The organism is Pseudomonas tohonis, assembly GCF_012767755.2.
GTDB lineage: Bacteria > Pseudomonadota > Gammaproteobacteria > Pseudomonadales > Pseudomonadaceae > Metapseudomonas > Metapseudomonas tohonis.
Map to the genome: position 1 here is coordinate 5,097,619 of NZ_AP023189.1, position 26,314 is coordinate 5,123,932.

At 64.1% G+C, this 26,314-nt stretch carries 36 protein-coding genes; 1 reads left to right on the forward strand and 35 read right to left on the reverse strand.

What is annotated here, in order from left to right; translation table 11 throughout:
- Positions 1–58 precede the first annotated feature (58 nt).
- The 12 genes from HSX14_RS23260 to HSX14_RS23315 form a co-directional block, all read right to left on the reverse strand.
- Entirely contained in the window at positions 59–676 is a 618-nt protein-coding gene (locus HSX14_RS23260) for a hypothetical protein (protein WP_173180445.1), read from the reverse strand.
- Positions 676–1,398: a head decoration protein gene (locus tag HSX14_RS23265; RefSeq protein ID WP_173180444.1), complete on the reverse strand. Its 723-nt coding sequence runs from the start codon at positions 1,396–1,398 to the stop codon at positions 676–678. The genes HSX14_RS23260 and HSX14_RS23265 overlap by 1 nt, the downstream gene beginning before the upstream one ends.
- A 9-nt stretch (positions 1,399–1,407) precedes the next feature.
- Positions 1,408–1,731 carry a hypothetical protein gene (locus tag HSX14_RS23270; protein ID WP_173180443.1) on the reverse strand — a complete coding sequence of 108 codons (324 nt, stop codon included), beginning with the start codon at positions 1,729–1,731 and terminating at the stop codon, positions 1,408–1,410.
- A complete protein-coding gene (locus HSX14_RS23275; RefSeq protein WP_175384279.1) occupies positions 1,724–2,308 on the reverse strand; it encodes a hypothetical protein in 585 nt (194 codons plus the stop codon). The genes HSX14_RS23270 and HSX14_RS23275 overlap by 8 nt, the downstream gene beginning before the upstream one ends.
- Positions 2,309–2,334: 26 nt before the next feature.
- A complete protein-coding gene (locus HSX14_RS23280) occupies positions 2,335–3,297 on the reverse strand; it encodes a hypothetical protein (protein ID WP_175384280.1) in 963 nt (320 codons plus the stop codon).
- The gene (locus HSX14_RS23285; protein ID WP_173180435.1) at positions 3,288–4,661 is read right to left on the reverse strand and encodes a hypothetical protein; all 1,374 of its coding nucleotides are present in this window, start codon (positions 4,659–4,661) and stop codon (positions 3,288–3,290) included. Before HSX14_RS23285 ends, HSX14_RS23280 begins: the two co-directional genes overlap by 10 nt.
- The gene (locus HSX14_RS23290; RefSeq protein ID WP_173180448.1) at positions 4,658–5,065 is read right to left on the reverse strand and encodes a hypothetical protein; all 408 of its coding nucleotides are present in this window, start codon (positions 5,063–5,065) and stop codon (positions 4,658–4,660) included. Before HSX14_RS23290 ends, HSX14_RS23285 begins: the two co-directional genes overlap by 4 nt.
- Entirely contained in the window at positions 5,066–6,826 is a 1,761-nt protein-coding gene (locus HSX14_RS23295) for a hypothetical protein (RefSeq protein ID WP_173180449.1), read from the reverse strand.
- Complete coding sequence (locus tag HSX14_RS23300; protein ID WP_175384281.1) at positions 6,826–7,332, reverse strand: hypothetical protein; 507 nt, start codon at positions 7,330–7,332, stop codon at positions 6,826–6,828. Before HSX14_RS23300 ends, HSX14_RS23295 begins: the two co-directional genes overlap by 1 nt.
- A gap of 9 nt (positions 7,333–7,341) precedes the next feature.
- A complete protein-coding gene (locus HSX14_RS23305; protein ID WP_173180426.1) occupies positions 7,342–10,494 on the reverse strand; it encodes a tape measure protein in 3,153 nt (1,050 codons plus the stop codon).
- 100 nt (positions 10,495–10,594) lie between these two features.
- The gene (locus HSX14_RS23310; protein ID WP_173180425.1) at positions 10,595–10,897 is read right to left on the reverse strand and encodes a hypothetical protein; all 303 of its coding nucleotides are present in this window, start codon (positions 10,895–10,897) and stop codon (positions 10,595–10,597) included.
- Positions 10,898–10,951: 54 nt separating this feature from the next.
- Positions 10,952–11,380 (reverse strand): hypothetical protein, encoded by a 429-nt coding sequence (locus HSX14_RS23315; protein ID WP_173180424.1) that lies wholly within the window; start codon positions 11,378–11,380, stop codon positions 10,952–10,954.
- A gap of 147 nt (positions 11,381–11,527) precedes the next feature.
- Between HSX14_RS23315 and HSX14_RS23320 the strand changes: the two genes are divergently transcribed.
- A complete protein-coding gene (locus tag HSX14_RS23320) occupies positions 11,528–12,139 on the forward strand; it encodes a tellurite resistance TerB family protein (protein ID WP_173180423.1) in 612 nt (203 codons plus the stop codon).
- Between the two features lie 73 nt (positions 12,140–12,212).
- Here HSX14_RS23320 and HSX14_RS23325 read toward each other — a convergent pair whose 3' ends face one another.
- The 23 genes from HSX14_RS23325 to HSX14_RS31285 all read right to left on the reverse strand — a co-directional run bounded on the left by HSX14_RS23325 (position 12,213) and on the right by HSX14_RS31285 (position 26,167).
- Complete coding sequence (locus tag HSX14_RS23325) at positions 12,213–12,992, reverse strand: phage tail tube protein (protein ID WP_173180422.1); 780 nt, start codon at positions 12,990–12,992, stop codon at positions 12,213–12,215.
- Between the two features lie 3 nt (positions 12,993–12,995).
- On the reverse strand, positions 12,996–13,184 hold the full coding sequence (locus HSX14_RS23330; protein ID WP_173180421.1) for a DUF7210 family protein: 189 nt from the start codon (positions 13,182–13,184) through the stop codon (positions 12,996–12,998).
- A complete protein-coding gene (locus HSX14_RS23335) occupies positions 13,181–13,666 on the reverse strand; it encodes a hypothetical protein (RefSeq protein ID WP_173180410.1) in 486 nt (161 codons plus the stop codon). Before HSX14_RS23335 ends, HSX14_RS23330 begins: the two co-directional genes overlap by 4 nt.
- Positions 13,663–13,980 (reverse strand): hypothetical protein, encoded by a 318-nt coding sequence (locus HSX14_RS23340; protein WP_173180409.1) that lies wholly within the window; start codon positions 13,978–13,980, stop codon positions 13,663–13,665. The genes HSX14_RS23335 and HSX14_RS23340 overlap by 4 nt, the downstream gene beginning before the upstream one ends.
- Before the next feature lie 3 nt (positions 13,981–13,983).
- Positions 13,984–14,337 carry a DUF2190 family protein gene (locus HSX14_RS23345; protein WP_173180408.1) on the reverse strand — a complete coding sequence of 118 codons (354 nt, stop codon included), beginning with the start codon at positions 14,335–14,337 and terminating at the stop codon, positions 13,984–13,986.
- A gap of 32 nt (positions 14,338–14,369) precedes the next feature.
- Positions 14,370–14,600 carry an Acb2/Tad1 domain-containing protein gene (locus HSX14_RS23350; RefSeq protein WP_173180407.1) on the reverse strand — a complete coding sequence of 77 codons (231 nt, stop codon included), beginning with the start codon at positions 14,598–14,600 and terminating at the stop codon, positions 14,370–14,372.
- Positions 14,601–14,657: 57 nt separating this feature from the next.
- Positions 14,658–16,607 (reverse strand): prohead protease/major capsid protein fusion protein, encoded by a 1,950-nt coding sequence (locus HSX14_RS23355; protein ID WP_173180406.1) that lies wholly within the window; start codon positions 16,605–16,607, stop codon positions 14,658–14,660.
- A 7-nt stretch (positions 16,608–16,614) separates the two neighbouring features.
- The gene (locus HSX14_RS23360; RefSeq protein WP_228723488.1) at positions 16,615–18,111 is read right to left on the reverse strand and encodes a phage portal protein; all 1,497 of its coding nucleotides are present in this window, start codon (positions 18,109–18,111) and stop codon (positions 16,615–16,617) included.
- Positions 18,112–18,121: 10 nt separating this feature from the next.
- Positions 18,122–18,325, reverse strand: coding sequence for a phage head-tail joining protein (locus tag HSX14_RS23365; protein ID WP_173180404.1), 204 nt, complete (start codon positions 18,323–18,325; stop codon positions 18,122–18,124).
- Positions 18,325–20,280 (reverse strand): phage terminase large subunit family protein, encoded by a 1,956-nt coding sequence (locus HSX14_RS23370; RefSeq protein ID WP_173180403.1) that lies wholly within the window; start codon positions 20,278–20,280, stop codon positions 18,325–18,327. The genes HSX14_RS23365 and HSX14_RS23370 overlap by 1 nt, the downstream gene beginning before the upstream one ends.
- A complete protein-coding gene (locus HSX14_RS23375; protein WP_173180402.1) occupies positions 20,252–20,797 on the reverse strand; it encodes a terminase small subunit in 546 nt (181 codons plus the stop codon). The genes HSX14_RS23370 and HSX14_RS23375 overlap by 29 nt, the downstream gene beginning before the upstream one ends.
- 112 nt (positions 20,798–20,909) lie before the next feature.
- Positions 20,910–21,698, reverse strand: coding sequence for a hypothetical protein (locus HSX14_RS23380; RefSeq protein WP_173176265.1), 789 nt, complete (start codon positions 21,696–21,698; stop codon positions 20,910–20,912).
- Positions 21,699–21,701: 3 nt separating this feature from the next.
- Positions 21,702–21,935 (reverse strand): hypothetical protein, encoded by a 234-nt coding sequence (locus HSX14_RS23385; RefSeq protein WP_173176263.1) that lies wholly within the window; start codon positions 21,933–21,935, stop codon positions 21,702–21,704.
- Positions 21,936–21,937: 2 nt separating this feature from the next.
- Positions 21,938–22,231 carry a hypothetical protein gene (locus HSX14_RS23390; RefSeq protein ID WP_173176261.1) on the reverse strand — a complete coding sequence of 98 codons (294 nt, stop codon included), beginning with the start codon at positions 22,229–22,231 and terminating at the stop codon, positions 21,938–21,940.
- Positions 22,232–22,233: 2 nt separating this feature from the next.
- Positions 22,234–22,542: a hypothetical protein gene (locus HSX14_RS23395; protein WP_021217129.1), complete on the reverse strand. Its 309-nt coding sequence runs from the start codon at positions 22,540–22,542 to the stop codon at positions 22,234–22,236.
- Positions 22,543–22,748: 206 nt separating this feature from the next.
- Positions 22,749–23,324, reverse strand: a complete 576-nt coding sequence (locus tag HSX14_RS23400; RefSeq protein WP_111261794.1) for a hypothetical protein — start codon at positions 23,322–23,324, stop codon at positions 22,749–22,751.
- Positions 23,325–23,335: 11 nt separating this feature from the next.
- Positions 23,336–23,632: a hypothetical protein gene (locus tag HSX14_RS23405; RefSeq protein ID WP_173176259.1), complete on the reverse strand. Its 297-nt coding sequence runs from the start codon at positions 23,630–23,632 to the stop codon at positions 23,336–23,338.
- A 29-nt stretch (positions 23,633–23,661) separates the two neighbouring features.
- Positions 23,662–24,090, reverse strand: a complete 429-nt coding sequence (locus tag HSX14_RS23410) for a VRR-NUC domain-containing protein (RefSeq protein WP_173176257.1) — start codon at positions 24,088–24,090, stop codon at positions 23,662–23,664.
- On the reverse strand, positions 24,080–24,382 hold the full coding sequence (locus tag HSX14_RS23415) for a hypothetical protein (RefSeq protein WP_173176254.1): 303 nt from the start codon (positions 24,380–24,382) through the stop codon (positions 24,080–24,082). Before HSX14_RS23415 ends, HSX14_RS23410 begins: the two co-directional genes overlap by 11 nt.
- Complete coding sequence (locus HSX14_RS23420) at positions 24,379–24,738, reverse strand: Ref family recombination enhancement nuclease (protein WP_228723489.1); 360 nt, start codon at positions 24,736–24,738, stop codon at positions 24,379–24,381. The genes HSX14_RS23415 and HSX14_RS23420 overlap by 4 nt, the downstream gene beginning before the upstream one ends.
- Complete coding sequence (locus HSX14_RS23425) at positions 24,735–24,962, reverse strand: hypothetical protein (protein ID WP_228723490.1); 228 nt, start codon at positions 24,960–24,962, stop codon at positions 24,735–24,737. The genes HSX14_RS23420 and HSX14_RS23425 overlap by 4 nt, the downstream gene beginning before the upstream one ends.
- Positions 24,955–25,734: a hypothetical protein gene (locus HSX14_RS23430; protein ID WP_111261792.1), complete on the reverse strand. Its 780-nt coding sequence runs from the start codon at positions 25,732–25,734 to the stop codon at positions 24,955–24,957. Before HSX14_RS23430 ends, HSX14_RS23425 begins: the two co-directional genes overlap by 8 nt.
- Positions 25,721–26,167, reverse strand: a complete 447-nt coding sequence (locus HSX14_RS31285) for a hypothetical protein (RefSeq protein WP_228723662.1) — start codon at positions 26,165–26,167, stop codon at positions 25,721–25,723. Before HSX14_RS31285 ends, HSX14_RS23430 begins: the two co-directional genes overlap by 14 nt.
- Between the last annotated feature and the right edge of the window lie 147 nt (positions 26,168–26,314).

Sequence of the window (26,314 nt, forward strand, 5' to 3'; positions counted from 1 at the left end):
TCTGGATCGTCATATCCGAAGACGTCAGAGGTCGCAGGATTACGTGCCTGGATATGCATCAACGTAACTCCATCCACTTGTTTATCGGTGCAGTGCCGCCCTGGCTGACGCTGTACGTGGAGCCAGGCGGGACCGCAAACGAAACACATGCAACAGCCCCCGCAACATGCGCCTGATTCCCCAGGGCGATAGTCACCCCTCCCACTGCAGCGGATAGGTTGCCATTCAGGCCGGTAGCTGTAGCCCAGACACTCACCGCAATCGGCCTGCTAGTGCCATTCGTGTATGTGGTTGACAGAGCACGGCTAGCCGTCATGTCCTGCCAGGACTGGTTGTAGCCGAACCCGTTCTCAGCGATAGGCCAGCCAATTACACGGTTGTAAGAAAGGCATCGCCAGTTACCACCGCCTAAGGATACGAACGTCGCTGTATCTCCAGGCGCCGTCCAGATGCTGCTCAGCGTGGGCAGAATCATCGCCGTCGCGTTGTAGGTGATCGACATCATCCCGTCGAACCATATCCATCGCATCGTGCCCGATGGAGCACTGCCGAACGAGGCGATGGCGGCGCTTCCGGTGAGCCGGAGCATGTTTGCCCGGGCCGCGCCGATGTCCGTCGTCGCGGCCGATGCAATAGTGAGGATGGGCGCCTCATCGACTGCGCCGGTGAAGCGCATCAGCCTATCACCGTGGCCCGGTACTGCCCGGAGGTTGGGGCCGTACCGAAGGTCAGCTGCACGGTGTTGGCGGTGTTGGCGACCCAGTCCGTGATCACGCCGGCATTGGTTGCGGTTTCGCGCACGCTGACGACGACGTCCTGGGTGTTCAGGTTGTGGGTGACGGTGATGGTAGTGGCCGTGCCGTCGCCAATGGTGGCCGACATCTTGCGCGCAGTGACGGAGGTATCGACCGCGATGACGCCGCCGGTAATGGTTATGCCGTTGCCGGCGGTGTAGCTCGAACCGCCTCCGACCTGCTCCCATACGATGGCCGTGGTGCCTACCGTGATGGGGGCGTCGGTGGTCATCTTCCATTGCTGGTTTCCCTGAGTGGCACCCTCGCTCACGAAAACAGCAGCGCCCAGCATCTCGGCGGCAGTGTCGAAATCGGTCGAACGGGTCCAGCTGCCGGAGGCCACCAGGTAGATGCCGTTACCCGATGCGGTCGACTGGTTCTTTACCAGCACGCGATCGCCGGCCACCAGGGCGACGCCGTCGATTGTCTGGGTGCCGGACAGCGTGATGTTCGCCGTGGTGGCCGCGCGCACCGGAGCTTTCCAGGCAAAGCCCTGGATTGCCGCATCCAGCTGGGAGCGGGTCACCGCGTCCTGCGGATTCACCCCGTCGGCGAGGTTGATGGCCTTGAAGCCGTTGAGGTCTAGCGTGTTCGTATGCTTCATAAGGTGCTCCTAGTTGAAATACGCTCGGCCGATCTCCGGCCGCCCGTGGGTGATCTGGACAATGTTGTCGTCGATGTAGGTGACGTCTGGCTCTACCCGGTTGCCGAGATGGTCCACGACGGTGACGCTGGGGAATCTCTGCAGGTTGTGGGGGACGGTCCACACCGCCAGAGCGATGGTCTGATCCCACTGGAAGGTCGTTCCGCCAGGGGCGCCGTCACGGCCGGATGGACCTTGCGGCCCGGTAGCAACAACCGCGACCGGGGCTCGCCGGGGCTCGGTGACGATCACCACCGGCTGCGCCACCACTACAGCGGGCGAGGTGTCAGCCATGGCAGCACCCTCCCCCGCTGCTGACGACCACCTCGCCGCGCAGCCAGCGCTCCACGCGGCCGTCGGTGTAGGTGAGGTCCAGATCCCATTCGCCCCGCGTCCAGGTGATGGCGGCGGTCTGCTCGGGGGTTAGCACCATCATCAGCTGGCCCAGGCCGGTTACGGTCAGCCCAGCGCCCAGCGTGAGCACGATCGGATCTGCGCCCTCCCCCCGGATCTCGACTTGCGGCACCATGCCGGTGAGGTCCACCGGCAGCTGGAAGACCAGCACGCCGCCAGACGCCCTCAGCGCCAGGCCGTTGATGTCGTTGAACTCGACCGTATCGGCGTCGACCACCCGGGTCATACGACCCACGGTGGTGGCCTTGTCCAGATTCAGGCCCTGGCCCTGCTGGATGCCCTCGCACCAGGTCATCCATTCCCCGGGCAGGCCGTGGCCAGGCACCGTCATACGCAGCGGCGCGCTCTGCTGAATTTCCGCGATCGGCTTGTAGGTGTAGGTCGGCTGCATCAGCAGGAGCGGCTGCTGCAGGGTAGCGCCCGGAATGATGTCCAGGACTAAGCGGGCCGGCGTCATGCTGGCTACTCCTCGTGTCAGGGGTGTCAGGCGCCGGCGGCGCGGTGCAGGCGGATGAGCGGCGGGTTGGTAGTGGAAAGGTCGGTGCGGACAAATTCCCAAGTGTCCGGCGCCCCCGTAGCCCAGGACACCGAACGCGATAGTGAGCAATAGCGGCTGTTGCCGTCGGCGCTCACGCCCAGCACCGGAGCGCCGACAGTAGAGGCGCGCAGCTGGGGCATGCCGTTGGTGTGCACTGCCAACCAGTAGCGCCGGCCGCCTAACAGCTCGGCCGGAATGCTGAGGGTGGCTACGGCCTGGCCGGTGCTGCCCATCGAGGCCAACCCGTTTGCGCTTGGGAGCCCAGAGCCGGGCCAGCCATTGATGTCCGATTCATAGACCTTCAGCATCGCCGACGTACCCGCCGCAGCGCTTGTGACGATCACCGACATCTGGTCGACCGTCATATCGTGAGGCGCCACATAGGGGACCATCACCAGCGTGCCGCTCATGATCAGCGCGGTGGAACTGGTGAAGGTAACCGGCATGCTATCGGTCCAGCCGTCCTCTGGGATCTCGAACACCGGTACCGGCACCCACTCCTCGAAGCGCCGCACGTTGAGGCGGCCATCGTCGTTCACGTCCTCGATGCCACCACCGGGCCCCGTGCCACCGCCGGCGTCACGGAGCTGAGCGAGCAGGCCAGCAGTCACGCGGCCGCTCACGACCGTACCGGTCGGCCAGAGCCTGGCCGCGGTCCCTTCCTGGGCGCGGACGATGGTCAGCACGCCCGATGCGTTAGCGGTGATCTTCACGATCTCCCAGGCGTTTTCCTGGCCCGCCACATCGACGCCCACCAGGGTCGCCATGTAGTAGTCGCCCACGGCCAACCCGGAGAGAAGCGCGGCACGGTCGGTCTCGATAATCATGCTGGTGGCGTCGCTCGCCAGCTCGGCCTGCAGCGACGCAGTCCAGTTGTTCACGAACTGGGGTTTGGCCATCAGATCCATCCTACGATCCCTGCCGACAGGGCAGAGGCTTCATGGGTTACAGGGTTCCAGGCGCAGTAGGGCCTGGGCCCATACAGGCGGTTCCGGTCGGGGAACGTGACGATCGTCCCCTGGTGGTTCTCGTTCATCAGCAGCGGCGCCAGTGGCGTCGTCGGGCAGGCCGCGCCGATGTAGCGGTGCTCGGGCTGCGCCGAACCGGTCTCCTGCAGGCGCACGTACAGGCCTACCAGGTTGTTGCTGTAGGCGACGATGTCCGAGTTATCCCCGGCCAGGACGCCGCCGATGGAGTCGCGTGGCATCAGGCGTTCGCGCAGGGTCAGCGGCCCGACCGCGTCCACCGGCGACTCCTCGCCGGAGAAGGTCTGGCTGTAGATCGTCTCCCCGTTGAGGGTGCCAAAGGCTGTGATGCTCCCCGGCGGCGACTCATTGAACAGGCTGGCCAGGTCCGCCTCGCAGGCCAGTGTGCTGTCGACCTTCAGCTGCCAGAGGAAGCGCGACCGCTTCGTGCCGCCGTCGACGGTCATGTGCTGCTCCGCCTCCTCGCGCCGGTACAGCAGGCACGGAATCGGTAGCCCTGACTCGTTGAACCAGGCCGCCCAGATCCGATCGATGATCTCCCGCGTCTCCGTGCCGTTCGCCGAGATGGGGTTGCCAGTGCCGTCGTGCTCCACCACCAAGTCGGAGGTGTAGCCAGAGGTACCCAGCGTCTCGGCCCGGGTGAAGAGCACGGTGATGTTGGCGGCGAACGGCGTAGCGGCGCCGCCGGTGACCTCCACCAGCAGGAACCCAACCGGCATGGGCCGTTCGAGCGGGCCGTAGGCCACGTCGCGCATGTACAGCATCAGGATGGCCTTGCGCCCATCGCTGCTGATGTCGATCGGCACCGGCCACTGAAACACCGGAGCTTCGCCCTCGCCGAAATCCAGGCTCGGGGTGCTCTGCCCGTTGTCCGCCGGCCAGGTCACCGTTATGGCCTTGGTCTGCGGAGGCTTGCCGAACTCGCCCATGCGGCGCGCCTGGGCGCCCTCCAGGTTGATGATCCAGCGCGTCCCGTCCGGCGAGCAGTAGAGCCAGCCACCCAGGTCCTGGCCGTAGAGGCCGGTTCCGCTCAGGATCGCCTCGTTCCACCATTGCCGCCCTGCTGCCTCATCTGCTGCCTGTTGCTCCGGGGTGCGCACCACTGCGGGCGTGCCGGGAACGTAGATGCGGTAGTTCGTGCTGCCGGTGAGAGGGTGCTCCTTGGTCTGGCCGTTGGGCAGAACGATCTCACCCTGGCTCGGGTTGTCGGCCGGCCGGATCAGTCCATGCCAGCACCAGCCCCACACGTTGACCTTGTCGGTAGGGACGCCTCCGATGTTGATCATCGCTTCGGCTCCGCCAGGATCACCTGGTGATCCGCCACGTTGTCCGCGTCGCGGAACTTCATGATGTGCACCGGCGGAATCTCCAAGGTGAAAATCCCTTCGCTGGTTGTCAGCACCAGGTCGGCGTAATAGGTGCGGTCCGGCACCGTGTCGCCGTCGACATCCACCGTGGTCTGTTCGGTCAGGGGCCAGGCCACGCCCTCCCCTGTTCCGCCGGTAGCAGCAGGCTCAACCCAGACCCCACGGCCCCGTGTCGCCGGGCGCAGGCCCTTGCGCTCGAGCGTGTTGAGCTCCTGCGTGCGGCGGCGGCTGGTTTCCAGGCTGTTCAGGTCGCGCTTCAGCGAGCTCGCTCGGGACGAGCTCACCCCCGCGCGGATAGCGGCGCGTTCTTGGGCAAGGGTCATTCAAAGCTCCAGGAGGTCGGTGGGCACGCCGACGCGGTAGGTCTGCGCCTGCTCCACCTCGTATTCGTCACGGTGGTCGGCAGGCTGTTCCGGCGCCTCAAGGTCGAAGCGCCGCTCGAACTTGTCCTGTGTCGAGTTGTAGTTGGTGTAGTTGCCGGAGAACCCGAGCAGGTCCTCGTCGTAGGGTGGGCTGTCGACGTGGCCGGAGAGCTGGGTCGGCAGTTGGATCAACACCGGCACATCCCCGGATGGGGTGCTGGCCGGGGCGCCCGGAACGGTGAGCGGGTCGGTCTCATCCCCGCCGCCCTGGCTCACCGCGAACTGAATCGAGGTGATGGCCGAGCCGCTATCCAGGTCCCACTGGTGCGCGATGCTGAACATCCGGGCCTGGCAGACGATGTTGCGACCCAGGATCACGTCCTCTACCCGTCCGGTGTGCTCCAGGCGAATATCCAGGCAGTCCGCCGTGGGGAGCTGGTAGGCGAACCGGTTGCCGCGGTGGGCGCCGAGGATCTTCACTCGCCCGACGTGCATCAGACAGCTCAGGGCCTGGGCCCGTCTCTCGTCCTCGCGAAGGTCCACCACCCAGTCGCCCAGGGCGTCCTGCACTGCATCGGCATCCGGGCCGGTAAAGGTCGCATCCTCGAAGGACTCGGCGCGGTCGCTCTCGGTCTCGATCGCCACCCGCTCACGGTCGATCACCTCGCCCGCTTGGGTCACGCTGGCCGGCGCCTCGATGCGGAGCTTGTACTGCTCCGTCACCGGCTGGACCCAGCGCATGGCGCTGTCCCAGGTGGCCCGCACCAGCAGGTCAGGGTAGGGGTTGGTCCAGCCCGACGGCGGGTCACACAGAGCCCCGGAGCCAGTTGGCGGAAGCCGTTCCCAAACGACGTTGATGATCGCCTGGTAGCCGGCATCCTCGCTGGCCTGAGTGACCATCGCGATATCGGGCAACTCGGTTCCGTCCTCGCGATGGTTGAAGCAGAAGCCGTCGATAACGGTCAGGCCAACCCAGGAGGGATGCTCCCAGAAGAAGGGCTGGTGGCGCTCCCGCAGCCGCGGGAATCGGTAGTCACCCTCGATCTCCACGACGTTGATCCGCTCGCTCAGCTCCACCGGTATCCACTCGATGGACTCGAACAGCACCGTGCCGGCCGGGACGATGAAGTGCGGCTCAGGGGTCGGCGCCCACTCGGTCACCTGCAGAGCGCCCTCCAGGCTGAGCTGCAGGCTCGCCGGGCGGGTGCTCATCCGCTCGGACGCATAGTCCCAGCGCGAGCGCCCCTCGACCTCCTCGAACACATCCGCCGACCACAGGCCGCCGGTGATGGCGTCGATACCGGCCACGTCCATGGCCTCGACGATCTCGTTGAGGCGGTCGCTGCACTCGCAGGACAGCACCCGGGTCTGCAGATTGAACTGCGGGCCGGTGATCTGCCCCCGGAAGCACAGCGCCACATCCCAGCCGGAGCCGTTCCAGACCATGAAGGACAGCTCCACCCGCTGCCCCTGGTAGCTGGCCGGGTTCACCGCCTCGCCCAGGAACTGTAGGTCGAAGTCGGCGATGCAGCGGGCGCCCTCCTCCCTCTGGATGCTGATGGAGCCCGCCAGCAGGTGGCTGGAGTCCACGCCGTTGAGCATCAGCCGAACCGACCACAGCACCGACACCACAGGATCAATCGTCACTGGCGCCGGCGGAGCGCCCACACCAAGGCCGCCGTTCAGCGGAGCCCCGTTGAGCGGCGAGCCATTCAGTTGCATCAGACTTCCTCGGCGTTGATGGTCCAGTCGTGGGTGTTGGCCTGCGGGTCCATGGACTCCGGCGGCGGTTCGCAGAACACCATGAATTGCGGCATCCAGCAGACCTGGTAGAGCGTGGCACCCGGTACTTCTGTGATGGCGAAGGCGTTGCCGGTCATGGCCACCGGGGTTTTCACCCAGTCGCGGCCCAGCAGCGCCAACGCCCAGGGCTCCATGTCCGGCCTGACGGTGCCGACGATGGTGCCGGTCAGCGAGGTGGTACTTATCGAGAGCTGCTTCGTGCAGCGCAGCTCCAGTGGCTGGCTGAAGTCCAAGGCCGAAAGCCCCGGGCCCATCCAGCCGCTGCCGCGCAGGCTGACGCTCATCTTCCGCCAGTGCTGCATCTTCACCGCCGCACCGCCGGAGCGGCGCACCACAGTCGATCCGCCAATCGGCGAATACTCCTGCGACACAGGCCCGCTCCAGCCCTTCAGCGGAATACCGCCGAGCATGACGTCAGGGATCATGGTTGGTCCTTATCGGGTAGAGGATTTGCCGCGCATACGTGCCTGGCGGCGAATTTCCTTGGCGGTGTCGTGCTGCACCATGGCTGGGAACGCGGTGCCGTCCGGCAGGTTGATCTGAAGCGAGCCGTAGTCGGCCAGCGAGTTGCCAGAGCCAGCCAGCGACGAAGGCGAGATCAACGGAATGCTCGGCCTGGCGCCGGCCGTTGCCAGGCCGCCCTCAGCGAACCCTCGGCGCAGCCTGGCGGTGAGCGACGACATCGTGTTCTGGAAGCCGTTGCGGCGGATAGTCTCCAGGAACGAAAGCGCCCCTGGCTCGTTGACCACTTCCTTCGGCTGCACGTGCTCGTCGGCGTGCACCACGCCCACCGGCAGATACTTCCCACCAGGACCCGTCCAGCCGCCGGCGGAATAGCCCTCCGGGAACTGGCTGTAGCCGGTGCCGTCAGCGCTGACGTAGTACTTCCCGCTCTTCTCCAGCACCGGCGTAACCGGAACCGTGAGTTGCTGCTGGAACTGCTGCGCCAGCGTGGCGATCTGGCTCTGCACGACAGTAGCCGCTTCCGCATTGAGCTCGGGCGTCACCTCGGTGGGCGGGAACTGGCTGAAGCTGGTCCCGTCCTGGAACGCCTGCGGCTTCTTGAGCTGCGGCTCGACGACCATCTCCTTGCTGACGTCAGCGCCGAGCTTCTCCGCCTCCTTCTTGGTGGTTTCGCTCTCCGTCGGGAACGACACCTTGCTGTCGCCCTGCAGCGCCATGGCCTGCTGCTGATCCGTGCCTGTGATCAGTGGGTTTAGCTGGACCTGGAAGATCTTCCCGGCCTTGGTTGCCAGGTCCTGCATCTGAGCGAGGACCTTGTTGGCCTCCTCGTCGGACATCGAAACGGTGATCTGGACGTTCTTCAGCTCATCCAGTCCCTGCTGCAGGTCGGAGATTTTGGCGCGGATTTCCTCCAGCGACTTGTCGGCCTTGGCCTTCTCCAGGTCCGTAGCCGCGAGCTCGATCTTCTCGAGCTCCTTGGCGAAACCGCGAAGCCCCAGCGTATTGCCGCCGGCCTCCTCGATGGCGAGGATCACCTTCAGGGCTTCGTCGGCCCGCTTCTTCGCCGTGGCGAAGTCACCCTTCTGCAGGGCCTGGCTGGCGGACACCTTCAGGCGCTGGGCGGTGCCGTAGGTGTTCTTCGCCTCGGGCGCGCCGCTGAGAGCGGTCTGCGCATCGGCATACTTCTTCTCGATCGAGGCGCGCTCGTCGCGGATCTTGCCGAGCCGGGCAAGCGCATCCTTTTCCAGCTTCTCCTGGGCCTTGATGTTCTTTTCCAGGCCTTTGACGAACTCGGCTCGCTCGCCCTCCGCCTCGGTGCGCGACTTGCGCAGCTCCTCCATGTACTCGGCGTTCGCGGCCTTGGTGTCGGCGTTGCGTTGCTCCTGGAGCTTCCGCTCTTCCTCCGTAGATCCGGTCATCTCCTTGATGAGCTTGGCGCGGTAGTCCTGCCACTCTTTCAGCTTCTGCTTTAGCTCATCGTCGGTGTACAGCAGGTCCAGCACACCGATCCCTTCAATCGCGTTCTCAAGCCTGCGGATCTCCTGTTCCGCGCGATCTACCTCAGAAATCTGGCCAAAGAGGCGAGCGACGCTATAGGTCGCACCGTTGATTCCCTCGGTCACGTTGGACAGGGCAATAGTCCCCCAGCTTCCGAGGCGGATAAAGGCCGCACCAATCGTGTTCAGATTCTCAGCGGTCTTCGGCTCACTAATCGTGTCCCCCAACTCCTTCATCTGATCGATCAGCGGCTTGGTCTTAACCCCCCCAAGCGCCAGATTAATGCGGTCTTTCAGCACCACAAATTGACCGCCAACGGTTTGCGGAAGCTGCTGAGCCTCGTCGGTGAGCCTCTGCCATTGCGGCAACAAAGCATCAACGATCACCGAGGCAGTCAACTTTCCCTCGGCCGCCATATCGCGCAGAGACTGGACCGGGACTTTCATTCCATCAGCCAGAGCCTTCAGGAGACGCTGCGAGTTCTCCGAAACCGCGTTGAACTCCTCCCCCCTGAGTACGCCTGAACCGAGAGCCTGCGAAAACTGCTGGATTGTTGACGAGGCTTCGCTAGCGGTTGCGCCACTGATCCGGAGCGACTTCGCAACAATATCGATCACCCTCCCAGTGTCTTCTTGGCTCCGCCCCATAGCCTTCAGGGGTACGTTTAGGCGCGCATAGAGCTTCACGGTGTCTTCGAGCGGAACCATGTTCGTAGTTGCGATTTCCCGGGTGATTTCCTGGGCTCGGTTGAATTCCTCTTGGCTCGATGTTGCCAGTCGCAGCTGGGCGTTCATGTTTTGCACGCTGTCAGCAGCCTGGACGTAGGCACGGAAGGTCTGTGTTGCAGCAAGCCCAGCACCAGCAAGGCCTGCATATTGCCCAAGCGAGACGCCAGACAGGCGACTCGAGGCGCCCTTTTGTTGCTCGCCATTCAGGCGCGCCAGCTCTCGACGAGCCTCCTCCACCTGGTTGGTGTAGTTCCGTTGTGCAATGGCCAACTCGTTGGCCGTCAGGGTGCCCGAGGCCTTGAGAAGGCGGAATTGCTGTTCCAGCTTCTGGATGGCTGTAGTTGCCTCGCGAGCTCGGTTTACGCCGAAGTCTGCACGGGCAGCATCGATAGAGTTCTGGCGCTGAACCACCTGCAGGCGCTTCTGCTCAGCCGCAAGGGCGCGAATCCCATTCCGGGCAGCGTCGGCACGTCCAGCAGACAGGTTGGTGGCCAGTTCTTGAGACAGGCGGCGCTGCTCGCGCACAAGATTCGTTGTGTCGACGCCGGCGGCTTTCAGCTCCTTCTGCATAACCCTCAGACGGTTGGTCTGGACTGCCTCCTGGCGCTCCAGCTTCTTCAGCTCAGCAGTAGCAACGCGGTAGGAGTTCTGCAGTTGCTCGGACGGGTACTCGGTGCGAATCAGTTCAGCGCCAAGCTCCCGCACCCGCGCACGGGCGTCGGCAGTCGCCTTGCCCATGGCTTCCAGGCCATCTTCCAGGCCGCGAAAGGCATTCACCTGTCTCAGAGGCTTCTCCACCGCCTTGACGAGCTCGGCGTACTCCTTCCGGAAGACGGCCACTTCCTTCACGGCCGAATCAAGGTCGGCCGTCAGCCGGAATTCGATCTCGGTAGTCATTTATCAACCTTCAAGGCGCGGAGAAACAGGCCCCATGGATACCGGAGCACGTCGTGGTGGCCGATACGAACCAGGGCGCAGATGAGGGAGTCGAGTTGCTTTACCGGGCTTCCATGCGCTTCTGCTGCCGGGCCAGCATTCCGAAAAAATCCGGATTGGCCTCCTTGCAGGCGCTGATCACCTGGCGCAGCTCACTTGGGCGCATCAGTTCGATCTTCTCGGCGGTCAGGTTGGTAAAGACCGGCAAGTCCACCAGGGCGATCTCCTCAAAAAGCGCCGCACCGAGAAGGTCGTTGTCCGGGGCGCGCCCCATCAGCGCTCGCACATCAGCAACGGTGAGCTCGCGCACAATGACCTCGTGCTCGCCAAATTTGCGGGCCACAAGCCCAGGCTGTTCCGACATTCTTTTCTCCAGAAAACAAAAAACCCGCCGAAGCGGGTTTGCGGTGTGCGTTGATCAGTAGATCTTTTTTCGGACCTTCAGGAACCAAGGCTCCTTGGTCAATTCGTAAGACCCAACGTAGAACCTGTTCTTATTCTCGCAGTCGACGTACACCACAATTTCATTAGGAGGAGAGCTCTCCTGCTCCGAAAGACCTACGTAGGTGACGCGATCGCACTGACCTGACCTTGCGACCTGATTTGCGGCGGCTCTCTCGCGCTCCTTGATTCGGTCGACACCATCCTCTCCCCACGTGTCATAGGTCCGAGGGTAATTAGCGCGGCTGTAGTTGCTGAGAGCGGCCTCATCAATCGGCGCGGCCTGAGACTCTGAAGTAACGGCTAAAGACCCCGAGTTGCCGTAGTAAGCCTTCACTGCGAAAAGCCCAACAGCCACGAACGCGGCCAATCCAATCCATTCCTTGATAGACCTACCGGCAAGCATGGTTCTCTCCTGTTCAATTTGACAGGAATGTAGCAGAGCTGATCCAAAGGCTCCCAGATCCACAGGCTCACTGTTCAAAACCACAGCTTCACAGCGCGCTACCGCTACCGATAGATTCAGATCACCATTGAATGGCAGGGACAGCCAATGTCAAACCGCCCTCCGAACACAATAACGACGCTCACCATCTGTTACGAGGACTACGGTGGGGAGATCACTCAGCGCGGCGTATCCGTAACAGACTTCGACGAAGAGCAAATGGATGGGTTCTGCCATCTGCGCGAGCAACGCCGGACCTTCCGGTATGACAGGGTGCTCTCCTGCGTAAACGCGAACACAGGCGAAGCTGTTAACAACATCAACGTGCACCTGATGTCGCACTACAAGCAGACACTGAGGTACACGCTCGACCTGCTGTATCGCAATCACCCTGACGCTCTGAAGGTCCTCCTGTACGTAGCCAAAGCCGACGGCCAGGTGCGTGCACCCGAACTGAAGGTAATAGCCGGCTTCCTCAAGGTGCTCACGCGAGACTTCCGAATAGACGAAAGCGCCGCAAGGGAACTGCTATACGCTTTCGATGCGCCAAGCCTGCACGGTTTCAAGGTCTCCACCGGCAAGGTTGCTTCACGCGGAAACGCATCAACAACCAGAAGCTTGCTGCTTGCCTGCAGAGCCATCGTAAACACCGGGAAGACTGTAACGGCGGTCGAACAAGAAGCACTCGACTATTTGAGCAAGCGTCTTCCGCTGGAGTAACAGGGCTCCCACCCAAAACCCAGCACCACCATTGAAAGCCCCGCCCTTGAGCGGGGCTTTTCGTTTCCGCCAATCAGGCCGCCGGAAGCTCCTTCTTGATGCGGAAGTACTTCGAAGTGCCAGCGCCGATCTTGGTGCCGTCGCGCAGCACCTTGGCCGTGGCCTCGAAGCCGCCGAAGTCCTCGGTGTTGATCCAGTCCATGGTGGTGGCCAGGTTGAGGCGGCACTGGAAGAAGCGAGCCTCGACGCGCTTCTGGGTGCCGGCGGCGTTCTCGCCCTCGAAGAGGAACTCGAAGGTCTTGCCGCTGTTGGTCAGGGCCTCGATCACGTCCACCGCAGCAGAGCTGTAGTCGACGCTGACCTTGTACGGCGTGCCGGACGGCGATGCCTTGATGGCAGTCTCCAGCGCGCCACCGGCCACGACCTCGATGCCGGAGCCGGTCATAACCCAGTCGTCGAACTCGTTGAAGTCGGTGGTGCCGGCCTCGTTGCTCACACCGGAGATGGTCAGCGGCATCTGCGCCAGGGCAATGGTGCCATCGACGGTTGCGGTGTGGACTTCGCCGGTGATGGTGGTAGCGGCCACGCTGGTGGCGCTACCCCATACCAGGGCGGCCAGCACCCAGGTGTAGATCTCGCGGAAGTTGATGCTGAGGCCCACGGAAGTAACGCGGTCCAGGCTGTCGTACTCGCCACCCTGCGGGGTAGTGGTGTCGGGCAGCGTCAGGCTGTTGGTTTCGGTGGTGTGCTGAATCGTCGAGACCAGGCCGACCTTCTGGAAGGGCAGGCCAGAACCAACCTCGCGCGCCTTCAGGTAGCCGCCGATGACGACCGTCTCTTTGTAGATAGCCATGGCTTACTCCTTGCTGGTGGCCGGGGCGGCCTGGTTGAGGACGACGGCGCCGATCTTCCCGGACTGCTCCAGGAACAGCTTCTGGCGCTTCGTGACCTTGATCGTGTCGCCGGCGCTGTAGCCGACGCCCTTGTGGGTGTGTTCGCCGGCGAGCTCTACCTCGACCAGCTGCACGGGTTTTTCAGTGCTCATCGGCGGATTCGCTCCTGGATGATGGTGGTGATGTGGATGGGGACCAGGACGCCGGCATAGCGCTGTCCATCGCCTGGCGGGAAGGGCTCCGAGGCACCCAGCGACAGCCCAGTGACGCCCGAAGGGAATCCCTGCGGGAACACGCCGGATGCCGGCAGCAGGGCCTGGCAGATATCCAGTTCCATGGCGTCGAGGGCGTCCTCGTAGGTGGCCAGGTCGCACTTGACCAGGCCGATCACGAAGAACCCCGGGTAGGCCTTGATCGCCGCTGGTCCGCGCTCGGGCGGCCGGTTCGGTGCCTTCTGGATCAGGGCGAACAGCTCAGGTAGTCCGCTCAGCGGCGGCCCTTTCGGTGGCAGCACCTCGTTCAGCCATCCGGTTTTCACCTGATGGCCGAGGTTGGTGTTGAAGCCGTTGTCGGTGGTGATGCCCTGGACCTTCGTGATCAGCGCCCGGCGGACGGCGGTGAGGATGTTGCTCATGCGTCCTCCATGCAGGCGGCGGTCACCATGTGCCCGTCGTCCGCGATGACGTCCTCGACGATCAGCCGGCGACCGCAGTGCAGAAAGATCCCGCCCCGCTCTGCCGTCTCCAGCAGCGGCTTGCGCCAGCTCACGCCGATCATGTCCGAGCGCATCAGGCCCTCGGGGCCGTTCTGCATCAGGTTGTTGTCGACGATCACCGGCAGGCAGCGCACCGGGGGCGCTCCATTGAGGCCCCGGTACTCGGCCGTACCGTCGTTGAGGTGCGCGACCACACGGTTGTGCATGCGGTCGCGCATGTCGGCCCAGGCCATGGATTAGGCCACGGCGGCCGGGGCGGAAACGCCGTTGAGGCGAACACGGCCAACGGCGGAGGGGTTGGCGGCCACTTCGGTGGCGGCGCCGACCAGCACCAGGCCGGTAGCCGAGACGTTGGTCAGGGCGCGGCTGGTGGTGTTCATGAACACCTGATCACCGACTGCCCAGGCCTGGGCGCTGATCTTGGTGAGCTCGAACACGCCGTCGAGCTTCAGGACAACGGGGTCGCCCTGGGCTTCGGTGGTGGCGGCCACGCCGACGAAGGCGCCGACCTTGTAGAGCTGGCCGGACAGGGTGCCGCCGGTGGGCGCGGGTACGGTGATGCAGTCGCCGTGCTGGATGAACGATTTCATGGGTCACCTCGAGAGGGGAATGGGTTGGCGATTCAGGCGAAGGGGTCAGCCGGACGGGCGATGGCGCGAACGAAGCGCATGAAGCCGTCCTGCAGCTTGGTGCGAGCCAGAGCCAGCTCGCGCTGGTCGACGCCTTCCACCTGCTGGATCTGCTTGAACAGCGCACCGGCGTCGGCCTCAAGGGCCTTGATGGAATTCATGCCGTCGATCTCGGCTTGGGTCAGATCCCGGTATCCGGTGATCTTCTTGTGCTGGTTGTCCATGGAGTCTCCTGAAACAGAAAGGGCGCCCGAAGGCGCCCTGCTGGGAGTGGTGAAGGATCAGTTGCCGGGGTTCAGGTATGCGCCGCGGAAGTCGATCCAGCCGGCGCCGAAGACCAGCCGCGCCTTGACTTCCAGTCCGTCCACCTCGAAGCCCTCTCTGGTCTCAGTGAACACGCCTTCTTCGCCTTCCAGGTAGGCGTACTCGAAGGTGTCGATCAGACCCGGCTCAGTGAACAGGAACCACTGGTTGCCGGTGATACGGGCGTCGACGATCACGGTCAGCGAGGCGTTGCGGACGTCGTTGATGTCGGAGTTCTTGGCAGGGACGTACTGGGAGCTGGTGTACTGGAAGGCCTCCAGTTCCTTGTCCGGGCCAACCACCAGGTAGCGGGGCTCGGGGTTGAGGAACGCGCCAGCCTTGGACTTCTGCTTGCGCATGGCGGCGCGGGCAGCCCCCAAGGTGGTGGTGTTGATCGCGCCGCCGCTGGCCGCGATGTTGCCGTGGTCTGCCACGAAGATGGCCTTGCCATCGGTGAAGTTCGGGTTGGAAAGGATCAGGTTCCAGACCAGGTTGGACTCGGTCTGAGCCGCAGCCGCGCCGTATGCCTGGGGGATGCGAGTGAACGCGCTCAGGTCATCGTTGATGATGGCTTCCCAGGTGATCGCGATGATCTTGCCGAACTTGGTGACGCGGATCGGCGCACCCTCTTCTTCCAGCTTGCCGTACTTGTACTCGCCGTGCTCCTTCACTTCTTCCAGCGCGGCGATATCGCCCAGCGCAGCACGGGTGACAGCGCGGAAGTCGGAAACGGTGGTCTTGCGGCCCAGGGGGCGCCAGGTCTGCGGGGCCTGGGCATAGGCGTCGCGCAGAGTGCGGTTGACGGCGTTGCCGAGCAGGATCGGGAAGTCACTGGTGGAGTGCATGCCTGCAGTTCGGAAAGCCTGGCGATCGCAGCCCAGGGCCGCGCGGGCGATCTCGTGAGGCATCATGCCGCGAGTGGAACCGCCGACCGCCTCAATGGATTCGCGCGCCATGTCGAGCAGGCGCATGCCACGGAACTCGCGTCCCGTATCTTCCAGCTTGATGGCCGAGTTGCAGCGGTGCAGCAGGGCGTTCAGCATCGCGGCGCGTTTGGCGTCGATCAGATCTTGGTCGCGGGTGCCGGTGGGCAGAGTGTTGCGGGTGTCGGGCTGGTTCTTCTGCTGACGCTCGGCCAGCTTGTCGATCATGGCAGTGCTGGCGTCGGCCGGCGATACGCCGCGCTCGATCAGGTCTTCGGCGAAGTCGTCGTCCAGGCCGACTTTCTTGGCCATGGCGCGGATGGTGGTGCCGCGCTTGCGCTCGGCCTCGGCGGCCTCACGGCGGATCAGCTCTTCGGCCGCGCGTTTCTCTTCTTCGGTCATTTCGGTTTCCTCTTGGGGGTTGGCCACGGCGGCCGGTTGGGCGGCAGGCTCTTCAGCCTCCCGAGTTTCGAACAGGGTGTTGAAGCGCTGGCCTTCGTACTCGGCCGGGGTCTTGGCGCTGCGGATCTTGGCGCCGTCGTCGAAGCCGATCGGCACGATGGAGAGCTCCATGGGCTCCCAGTCCACCGCGCGGTAGATCGGCATGGTGTCGTCGCCGCCCTCGACCAGGACGTAGCGGTGCACGGTGTAGCCCACGCTGATGTTGCGCAGGATTCCGTCCTTCACGTCGCGGAACACCTCGTCGGCGTCCTCGCGCTTGCTGAAGCGCACCAGGGCGTGGCCTTCACCGTTCTCGAGCCAGGCCTTCTCGACCACGGCCAGCACGGAGCGCAGCTCCCACTGGTTGTGGGCGTTGAGGAGAGGGGCACCGTTGTTGAGGCGCTCCATCTTCACGGCCGAGTCGCTGACTTCCAGCTCCTCGAGGTAGTAACCCACGTCCCAGTTCCAGCGCCGGCCCTGGGCGCCGGTGGTCCACACCAGCTCAGCCGTGCGGGCCTCGATGTCGACCGTCTCCGGGCGCACCGCGGCGCGCAGCGTGAGCATGGGGGTCTCATGCGTCTTGTTCGTCGCCGGCTGCATCTTCCGGTTTCTCCTTGGTGGTGTTGGTGGCAGCCGCTGCCGAACCGGCCGCGAGCACCTTGCGGGGGTCGCAGTCGAGGATCAGCCCGAGGTCGTCGAGCAGGGCGTTGGCGTCCTGGATGTTCTTGGCATGTGCCTGCGGGTCGGTGATGCCGAGCTCGCGCAGGGCATCCGGCCAGGTGACCAGGCCATTGCGCAGGCGCTGCTTCACGGCCTCGATCTCCGACTTCGGATCGACCATCTCGCGGCGCGGTGGCGTCCACTCGGCTTTCACGTCCTCGAGCACGCCACCCGGCAGCAGGGCCTGAGCCTCCATGAACCAGGACCAAACGCCGACACAGAGCTGAGGGATCAGCATCCGCCACTGCCACACGTCCACCCGGCGCGCGAAGTGCAGCCAGCCCATCCGGCCGCTGGAGAAGTTCACCCCCTTCAGGTCGCCGGTGGTGAGCTCGTAGGGAACCCCCAGGCCGACGGAGATGGCGTGAAGGCCTTGCCAGGCGTAGGAGTCGTAGCCGTTGAACGTTGGCGGCGTGCCGAAGCTGACGCTTTCGCCCTGCCCCAACTCCTGGATGATCCCTGGCTCTACCCGCTCAACCAGAGGCGGCGGCTTTCCGGTGCTCGCAGCATCATCCTTGTTGATGAAGGCGGCGAAGCAAGCGGCGATCTTCGCCTGCTCCATCACCGCATCTTCCATCTCGTCGAAGTTGCGCAGGCGCTGCATCACCGGCGCGAACCAGCTGTAGCCACGGGCCTGGCCAGGGCGCTTCGGCAGAAAGATGTGGATCACGTCCTCGGCCGGGATGCGGCGGGAGGTCGATGTGCGCCAGGCGTTGTTGGCGCCTGGGTGCTGATCGAAAAGCCAGTAGGCGACGCGCTTGCCGATGGGGCTGAACTCGATGCCCTGGATAATCTCGTTGGCGCCGTTGGGGCCGTGCTTCTCCTCGTCGAGGAAGTCGGCCTCCAGCACCTGCAGCTGCATCGGCACCGGCAGGCCATCCGAGGACTTGCGCCAGCGCCGGCGCACCAGCACCTCGCCGCCCTCGGGCACCGCTTCCATGATCTTGTGCTGAAGCCCATAGAAGTTCTCCAGGCCGTCGGCGTCGCAGAGCGTCTCCTCCCCCCAGGCCTTCCACAGGTCCATCAGCTTCTTGTTGGCGCGACCGGACTTCGCCATGGGGCGCGGGACGATGCCCGCGCCCACTACGTTGTCGGCGATGCCGGTGACGGCACGTTCGGCATAGGGGTTGTTCCGGCGAAGGTCGCGCGCGCGGTTGCGCAGGCGGGCCAGGGCCGGTCCGATCTCAGCGTTGGCGTCGGTGCTACTACTGCGCCAGCCATCGTTGCGACGGCCCTTGGCAGCCCCTTCGAAGCGGCGCTCGAAGATGTCGATCTGCAGGTCGATCTTCTTTTTCCGCAGGCGAGCTTCTGCGCGTTTCGCGGCACGGCCGGGAAACAGGTTGTCCATGAAGCCCATGTCAGTAGCCTTTCGAGAAGGAGGCGTAGCGCCTGCCGCCGTTGTTATGGGAGTTCATGCCGAGCTCACCCTCCATCTGGCGGAGGATGCGCATCATCTCGTCCACGCTGCGGTAGGTAACGGCGCGATCGGCGTAACGCACCTGAAGCTCGCCGCCGGCCAGGGCGGCCTTCAGGGCTTCGTACTGCTCCAGGGTGTAGGCCATCAGTTCTTCTTCCAGTAGGAGGATTTGGCACGAGGCCGTTCTTCGGAGGTGTCCACTGCGGTCGCGCCACCGGGTTCGGGTTTAACGGCCAGAGCCTCAAGGTCCAAGCCGAAGCGCTGCTGGCTGATACGCAGAGCGGCGACAGCCAGGACAAAGCAGTCCAGCGCTTCGTTGCGCTTACCGCCGGCGTCCCAGCGAAGAACTCGCTTGCCCTTCGAAATCACAGCCTTCTTCTTCTCGGCGGTGAGCTGCTTCAACTCGTCTTCGTCGCAGATGTCGTCGTTTGCGGGGAAGTGCACAGCTCCAGGTTGAGCCTCGCCGCTCCTCGACTTCGCCACGTCGATGGCGATACGCAGGCGGCTGTAGATCAGCTCCTTGGCGTTGTCGGTCCCGATCTCCGTCTTGTAGATGCGGTCCTTCTTCTTCCTTGGGAAGTTGGCGATCATCTTCCCGTAGGTGCTTGCGCCGAAGGTCGGGATTACCCACATGGCGCCATGCTTGCGGCTCTCTGCGGCAACCTCGTCGGAGTAGTGGCCGCCGGCGTCCCAGCACCAGCGCTCCACGCGCATCACCAGGCCGTCGGCTCGGGTGAACTGCTTGTGGATCTGAAGGCCGACCTTCCGGCGCAACTCCTCGCTGCCCGGGTCTCCGTTCAGGATGAAGCGGTGCACCAGCCAAGATTCCTCGCCGGGCCCGAATGCCCACACCCGTCCTTCAAGGCGGTCGTCCTGGGTGTCGATTCCGCCCATGAGCGCAGTGGCCGCCATGGGAACCTCGGGGTACACCTCGCGGCGCCCATAGAGGAGCTCCCAATCAACCTTCTCGCCCTGGTCTTCCTCCCACACCTCGCCCAGCACGGTGTTGACGAAGGTGATCAGCTTCTCGCGATCACCCTTGACCTTGAGCCAGTCCTCGACGATCTCGAGCCAGGTGGTGCGAGTGCTGTAGGCGGTCCAGATGTGGAAGCTCACCGACTGCGGGGTGCCGCATGGCTCGTCGTCCTGGTCAAACCAGTCCATGCCGTCGCGGGTCCAGATGCCGGTCTTCTCGCAGATCCAGCGGCCTTTCTCGGAAGCCACCACCATCTGGTGGTGGTAGAACTCGCAGCCCTTGTGGGCGCACACGTACCAGGCCTTGCTGGCCTGGCCGAGCTTGTCGGTTTCCCACTTGATGCCGAAGGCGCAATCCTTGCCGCCCCACAGCAGCACCTGCTCACCGCCGCAGCATGGGCAGGCGATGTTGTAGCGCAGCAGGTGCGGCGACTCTTCAACGGCCTTGGTGATCTGGCACGGCCCGGCAATGCCCGGGGTCGAGCCACGGATGGACTTCGGGTTCGTCGCGCCCTGCAGGCGCCGGTCTCCGAGAGAAGTCGGAGAGCCCTCGCCCTCAATGCTGGCGTCGAACTTCGACAGCTCGTCGTAGATGACCTCGTCGGCCGACTTCTCGCGGTAGTTCCGCGCAGCCTTTCCGCCCAGGCACCACAGCATCTTCCGGTTTGCGAACCGCTTGGCATTGATGGTGTTGTCCGCATGCTTGCGGCCGAACCACGGAGCCAGCTCCAGAAGCAGGGGGGCGTCACGGATCAGGCCGTTGATGTGGCGCTTCGAGAACTCTTCGGAGTCAGGGTCGGTCGGGGTGTACGCCAGCACGTTGCGGCGCTTGTGCTGGATCTTGTAGCCGATATTCGCCACGAGCAGCTTGGTATAGCCGACGCGGGCGGACTTGATCAGGTTCAGCGTCCGGATCAGGTCGTTGCCCATGCAGTTCAGGATCGCCCGCTGCACGGGGTCGGTGATCCACTTGCCCTCCTGATAGGACGATTCGGCCGACATGTAGAAGCCGTTGTCGGCATCGGCCCATTCCACCGCAGTCTGAGGTGGCTCCTTGTAGAGCGGAGCGAGCCCGAGCTTGATCGCCTTGCGGAAGTTACTCAGCCAGGGACTCGAGGTACTCATCAAGATATTCCGGGAGGTGCTCGCCAAGTTCGGCGGCAGCGTTGCGCGCCATGGCTAGCTCCCGCTCGAGCGACTCGAGGTGCCGGGAATCCATATCGGGGTGCTTGCGCCGCAACGTCTTGCTGACGGTATCCAGGATCGAACCGACCTGGGCGGCCAGCTTGACCAAGGCGAACGTGGCAAATGGGGCCGGGACAAGTTGCTTGTCCGTGACCAAGTTTTCCTTCTCTTTGGCGTCGGCCTGGGCGGCGGTAAGTCGCAACCGCTCGACGTTCAGTTTGTACTCGATCAGCGGATCTACACCTTCGCCATCGACATGGCCAGGTTGTTGTTTCCGCAGTGCGTGTTGAACGCGGTTTTCAACCACATCTTGCACCAGATAGAAGGCCTCACGACCCATCCGGGCAACTGGCTCGACGCCCCATTTATCAAAGGCTTGCGGAGAAATCCCGAGGCTTGAAGCCATCTCGGATTTGTTCAAGCAGCCCCGAGGCTTGGTTGTTTCGTTTTTGGCCATGACTAAACAACAACCAACCTCTGATTTTCGGTCATACATAGTGTGAAAGCGGGGCTCGAATTACCCTCATAGGCCACCCCGTCCGGGAGGACCCAAGACCCATAGGCCCAGCCTATCGACGCCGGGTGGCCATGGCCTGCGCCATCGCGAGTTCGAACTGTCGAGGCAACTCGCGCTGAGCCGTTCGCTCTGCGATCTCGAAGAAGTCGAGGGTCTTGCGATAGCGCGGCGTGCGCCCCGCGAAGGCCAGCACTACACGCAGCCCTGACCTGCCCGAGCCTGTGCGCTCCGCTACTGCAAACGGCTCACGCTTGGCGTTGTGCATGACGAAGTAGCGCTTGGCGTTGCCCTTGGCCCTGCTGCGCTTGCTGCCTGTGGCGTTGGCGCTGTAGCCCTCCTCAGTGAAGAGCGAGGCGCCGGAAATGATCTTGTTCAGCGTGCCCTTGGGGATGTTGCCGTAGGCATCCAGCTCCATTCGGTTTCCCGGAACGATGTACTGGCCCTGCTTCAGCACTCCCTTACGCCTGAGCATCTTCTCGATGCCCTTGTCGCTGCGAGGGCCGCCGTAGATCTCAGGGGTGAGCCAGGTTGATGCTGCCCTACCCTTACCCCATGCACCTTCACGTCCGACCACGTTGCCCTTGCCGTTCACGCCGCGGCCATCCTTGATCCATACCCGAGCCTCGAGCTTCTGCTTGGTGGCGGACTGAATGTAGAGGCTGTTGAGCGTGGCTGGCGTGGGCCTATCGAAAACCACACCCATCTCGGCGCGGATGTCCTCGGCCACCACTTGGGCGGTACGCGTCAGGGCGAGAGCAGTGGCGAACGGGAGTTGATTGCGCTCCAGGTCCGTGAGCCGAGCCATCGCCTGGTCGAGACCAGTCGGCTTGACCGAAATCATGGCCTACTCGATCTCCCGGCCAACCAGAAACATGAAGGTCGGCTCGGTACCCCGCATGGCATGGCACAGGCCTTCGACGTGATGCCACAGACTCATGAGCAGCTCGAGCGGCGCCCACTTGGTGGCGACCATGCAATTCCCATGAGGATCACCTACCCACACCGGGATGCCGTAGTACTTGCCGTGGTGGGTGAAACCAAGGCGCTTTGCCTCTTGGGCAGTCATATAGCCAAGCATGATCAGCTCCTTCTGCGTTCAGCACCGGTCCATCCCCACTCGTCGCGGAAGATGTGCCGGCGCTTAACGAACGCGAAGAGCAGCAGCCCCGAATGCACCAGGGCGCTATAGGGGTCGAAGTGCCAGGTTTTGATTGTCACGACCAGTCCGCCGAACGCACCGATGGCCACCAGGTAGAACGACAGGCACAGCACAGGATGCTCGTAGACGCTCACGGCGCGCAGGTAATCCAGCGCAGCCAGTACGACCAGGATGCACAGCAGCGCAGCCAGGCCGATCAGCAAGGAGTTGATCATGGTCAGGTGCCTCTGGTGGGCGTGAACCGCTCCGCCGCGGCCTTGATGGCTGGGATGATGTTCATCGCCAGCAGGCCGATCAGAAAGGCCACACCGTTGCGGGAATCGGCGTCTGCCGGAAGCCCGAAGTAGTTGATGACGAAGTGCGTAGTGAATACAGCAGAGCCGAAGCCGGTGAGAACGGCCAGCCCAGCCTCCTTGCGAGTGAGCCCCTTCAGGAAGCTCAGCGAGAGCACGGCGCCAGCGAAGCCGGCGATCGCGACGCCATACTTGGCGAATACCGCACCCGCCGCAGTCGACGTCGGTTCCATAGGTCTCTCCATGAATAAAAGGCCCCGGGCGGGGCAAGGGCGCTGCTGCTGATGAGGGGAGCAGCGCAGAGCAAGATGGGCGCTATGCGCCAGAAACGAAAAAGCCCCGGCAGGATGGCCAGGGCTTTGTCGGAGTCGGTCCTCGCAACGCGTAAGATCGACAGGATGGGTTTAATATCGCTCATGCGCTCACGGGTTGCAACCCACTACGCAGCTTCCGTGAACAGCACCCCTTCTGCCTCCAGAATCTCACCTGCGGCGATGAGCGCCTCCTCCACCATCTCATCCAGACGCTTGCGGACATCTCCCCTCCAGCGCCGGCGAGTTTGCTCGGGCCTGGCGTCCAGATCCCAAGTGTTCATGTCGTAGAAGCTCTTGGGCAGCACGATCATGTCGCACGAACGCTTACCATCCACACCTTTCATTTGCGGGATGGCCCATGCCGTCACCGCCTTCTGAACGAACAGCTTCGGCGCGTGGCTCGGGATCAGCGGGCAGAGCCGCCCGATAGCAGCCACCTTCCTTCCCTTGTGGGTGCCGTACCGAGCGGCAAGTACATCCCAGTGTCTGGGTTTGAGCTGACTGTGCAGGCGGGCAAATACCCAGCAGTCCACGTCGGTTCGGTTCAGGCCAGCTCCATCGGTGCCCATCAGCGTGGCGAAGTCGTGCCCATCCTCGTGGCCAGGCCTATAGAGCTTCTGCCATGCCTGTTTGGCCGTGTTGTCGATCGTTTCAGCCGCGAGAGCGGAAACCACCGCGGCGAGTACTGATGCGTAAACCATGGTCTTCCCCCTTAATCTCCGGTCCAATTGCCGCCGCCGATCCCGGCGGGGTTCCTCTTTCCTCTGTAATCATCGTGCGGGCCGCCCTTGCTCTGCTGAGTGCCTTCAAGCTGCGCCAGGCGGCGGTCACGCTGGTTGAGGCGAAGGCGCAGTTGCAGCACCAACACCTCGGCGGGCAGTGCCTCGCCTGTTTCCTTGCTCACCATCCCCGACGCGCCGCAGGTGTTGCACTGGAGGTCGTGAAACAGGCCTTTGGTCCATCCCTGCCCTGCGCAATCGGGGCAGGCCGCCAGGTCGATAACCTCCAACCTCCTGCCTGGCCCGTGACGCTTCGGAATCACCCCTTCACCGCCTGAGTGGGCGGCATGGCCATGTAGCCGTTGATGACCTCGATCGCCTCGTTGATCCCTCTGCACACCAGGGCCATGTATCCCTGCAGCTCTACGCTCATCAGGTACGACTGCTGGCTCTCAGTCACGGGTGAGTCGTGAGGAGGGGTCGCTTTGAATTCGATGTACAGGCCGAAGTAGCCGCCCCTGGCCATCGGCAGCACGATGTCGCTGACGCCGGCCTTCACGCCCTGCCCTTTCAGCTTCGCGGCGACTGCCTTGACGCGATGGCCGCCGTTCGGGACGTGATAGGCCAGCTTGAAAGCCTGCGGGTGCTGGAGGGCCAGCCACTTGAACAGGGAGGCCTGCTCCTTCCCCTCGTAGTCCACGGAGGGGCGGCGGAAGGCGTGGGTCGATACCAGGCGCTTACCCGACATGGGCCACCTCCCGCGCCAGCTCGCGCTCGATCCACTTGGCCGCGCCAATGGCGGTGGGGAAGACGCCGAAGCTCCGGCCGTCCGCCATTCGGGTCCTGTACATCCAGCACGGGAAGCCGTCCTGGGTGCCGAACTCGGCGATCACCGCGTGGCCACCCTTCTCGTGCCGGTACTGCTCCACCCGCACCCAGCCCATCGCCACCAGCTCTGGGTCGTGCATCTTCAGGTTCACCGTGTAGCCGTCCGGGTGGCGCTTGTGGGTAAGCGGGCTGATCCCGCGCCCGCGCCTCACGCCATCACCTCGTCGCCATCCAGCCAGGCCAGGAAGCCGGCGGGGATGTCGTGACCTTCGGTGGCGAGGATCTTGGCGCACTCGGCGAGGAGGTCGTCCTCTCGACCGTAGCGCGCTACGAATCGCGCTTTGTTGTGATGTAGCGCGACACCCTCGCCACCGGTCTGGTGGTGCGGCCCGCACAGGGGGATGACGTTCCAGTGCGCGCCCCGCTTCGTGCGCCCGCCGATGTGGTGGATGCTGCAGTGAGTGTTGCCCAGGCGCCCGTCCGCGCGGCAGGCGATGCAGCCGACCTCGCTCACGAGCTTGTCGTGCCAGCGCTTCTGTTCGGCGGTTACTGCTCTTCCCTGCATCATGCCGGCACCGCCTGGGCTTCCTTGTGAGCCAGGATCAGCGGGGTGATGTCGTCACGCTCATTGGTGTAGGCGAACGGAGCGCTGCCGCCCGGGGCGGTGATCGTGTAGCGGTTGTTCGGCAGCCGGCAGATAGCGATAGTGTAGCCGCATTCGGTCACCCAGCAGTCGTTGATCAGCTTGTGGTCGCGGTCGCGCTTCTGGCGCCAGCGCAGATTGTCAGCCATGGTCGGCTCCTTGTGCTTCAGCCATCCGGGCCGCGTGCCGGGCCTTCAGGCGTTCGTCGTACTGGTTGAGCTCTTCGCGGCGCGCTCGGGCGCGGGCGCCCTTCTGTTCTGCCAGGGACTTCTTCAGTTCCAGGAGGCGCTCACGGAGCTGGGGGGATGGGTTTCCGGTGCGCCCGGTGAGCAGGCCAGCAATGGCGGCTCCGTCCTGGCTCACCGGTACGCCTTGTTCGCGAAGGTCGGCGAGCAGCTGCTGGCCAACCGGCGCGGGAAGACGCTGCAGCAGTACCGCCTGCTCCACCGCCAAGGCCCGACGCTGCAGGTCGTAGCCGATGGAGAGCGACCACTTGACCGGCTTGCCCTCTCGGCGCGCCGTCTCCACCAGGCGGTCGTAGGCGCTGAGGAACGACATCCGGGCGCCGACCTTGTCCCGCATATCCAGGCTGGGCTTGGCCACCTGCAGCGCTGCCAGGATCTCCTCGGTCAGCATCACCGACTCGAACTCGTCGGAGGCGGCCAGGGCGATGGACCAGGCTTCATCCCGCCCAGGGCGGCCATCTGCGGCCTGCACACGCTGCAGGATCGCTCCGATGGTGAGCTTGCCGGTCAGTTCCCTGCGGCAGGCCTGCAGCGCCGCGACCACCACCGGCTCCGGGTAGCCCTTCAGGTCGTCGATCATCATCAGGCCGGCGGCTTGGGTCAGCTCTTGCCCCATCGCCTCAGCGGTGGCGAACAGCGACACCAGCAGTTGGTCTTCCTGGTCAGGCGTTAGCACTGGCTGCCCTCCTCTCGCGCTGGACCTGCAGGGCAGCCTGGGCTGCGCTCAGGTTGGCCTGGGTCTTCTCGGCCTGCTGGGCGGTACGGCCGGTGACCTGGGTCTGGGTAGCCCAGGCGGTGCGGTAGGCCTCGGCCTTGGCCAGCAGTTGGCCGAACTCGTGGTAGCTGCGGATCAGGTAGGCGTCGTTGATCCCGACGAAGTAGGCGGCCACCGCCGGGGCTTCCTCGGCGCCGAGGCGCTTCAGCAGGGCCGGCACTTGGGCGTTGACCTTGGCGTTGCGCACCGGCTTGGCGCCGTAGCGATCGAAGTAGGCCATGGCGTAGGCATTCCAGATCGCCCTGCAGGCTTCCTGGCGAGCCAGCTCCGCTTCCTGGCTCTGAGCCTTGGTCGGCCGCTTGGCCTTCCGCTGGCCGGCCGGGACGGTCGGCAAAGAGGATTGCGGTTCTTCTGACGGTTCTCTTTTGGTTCTATTACGGTTCTGGGTGCAGCTGCTGCGGGGGTGGGGTGCAGTATCTGCGGGGGTGGGGTGCAGCTCCTGCGGGGGTAGACCCGCACCATATGCGGGGGTGCATTTGCT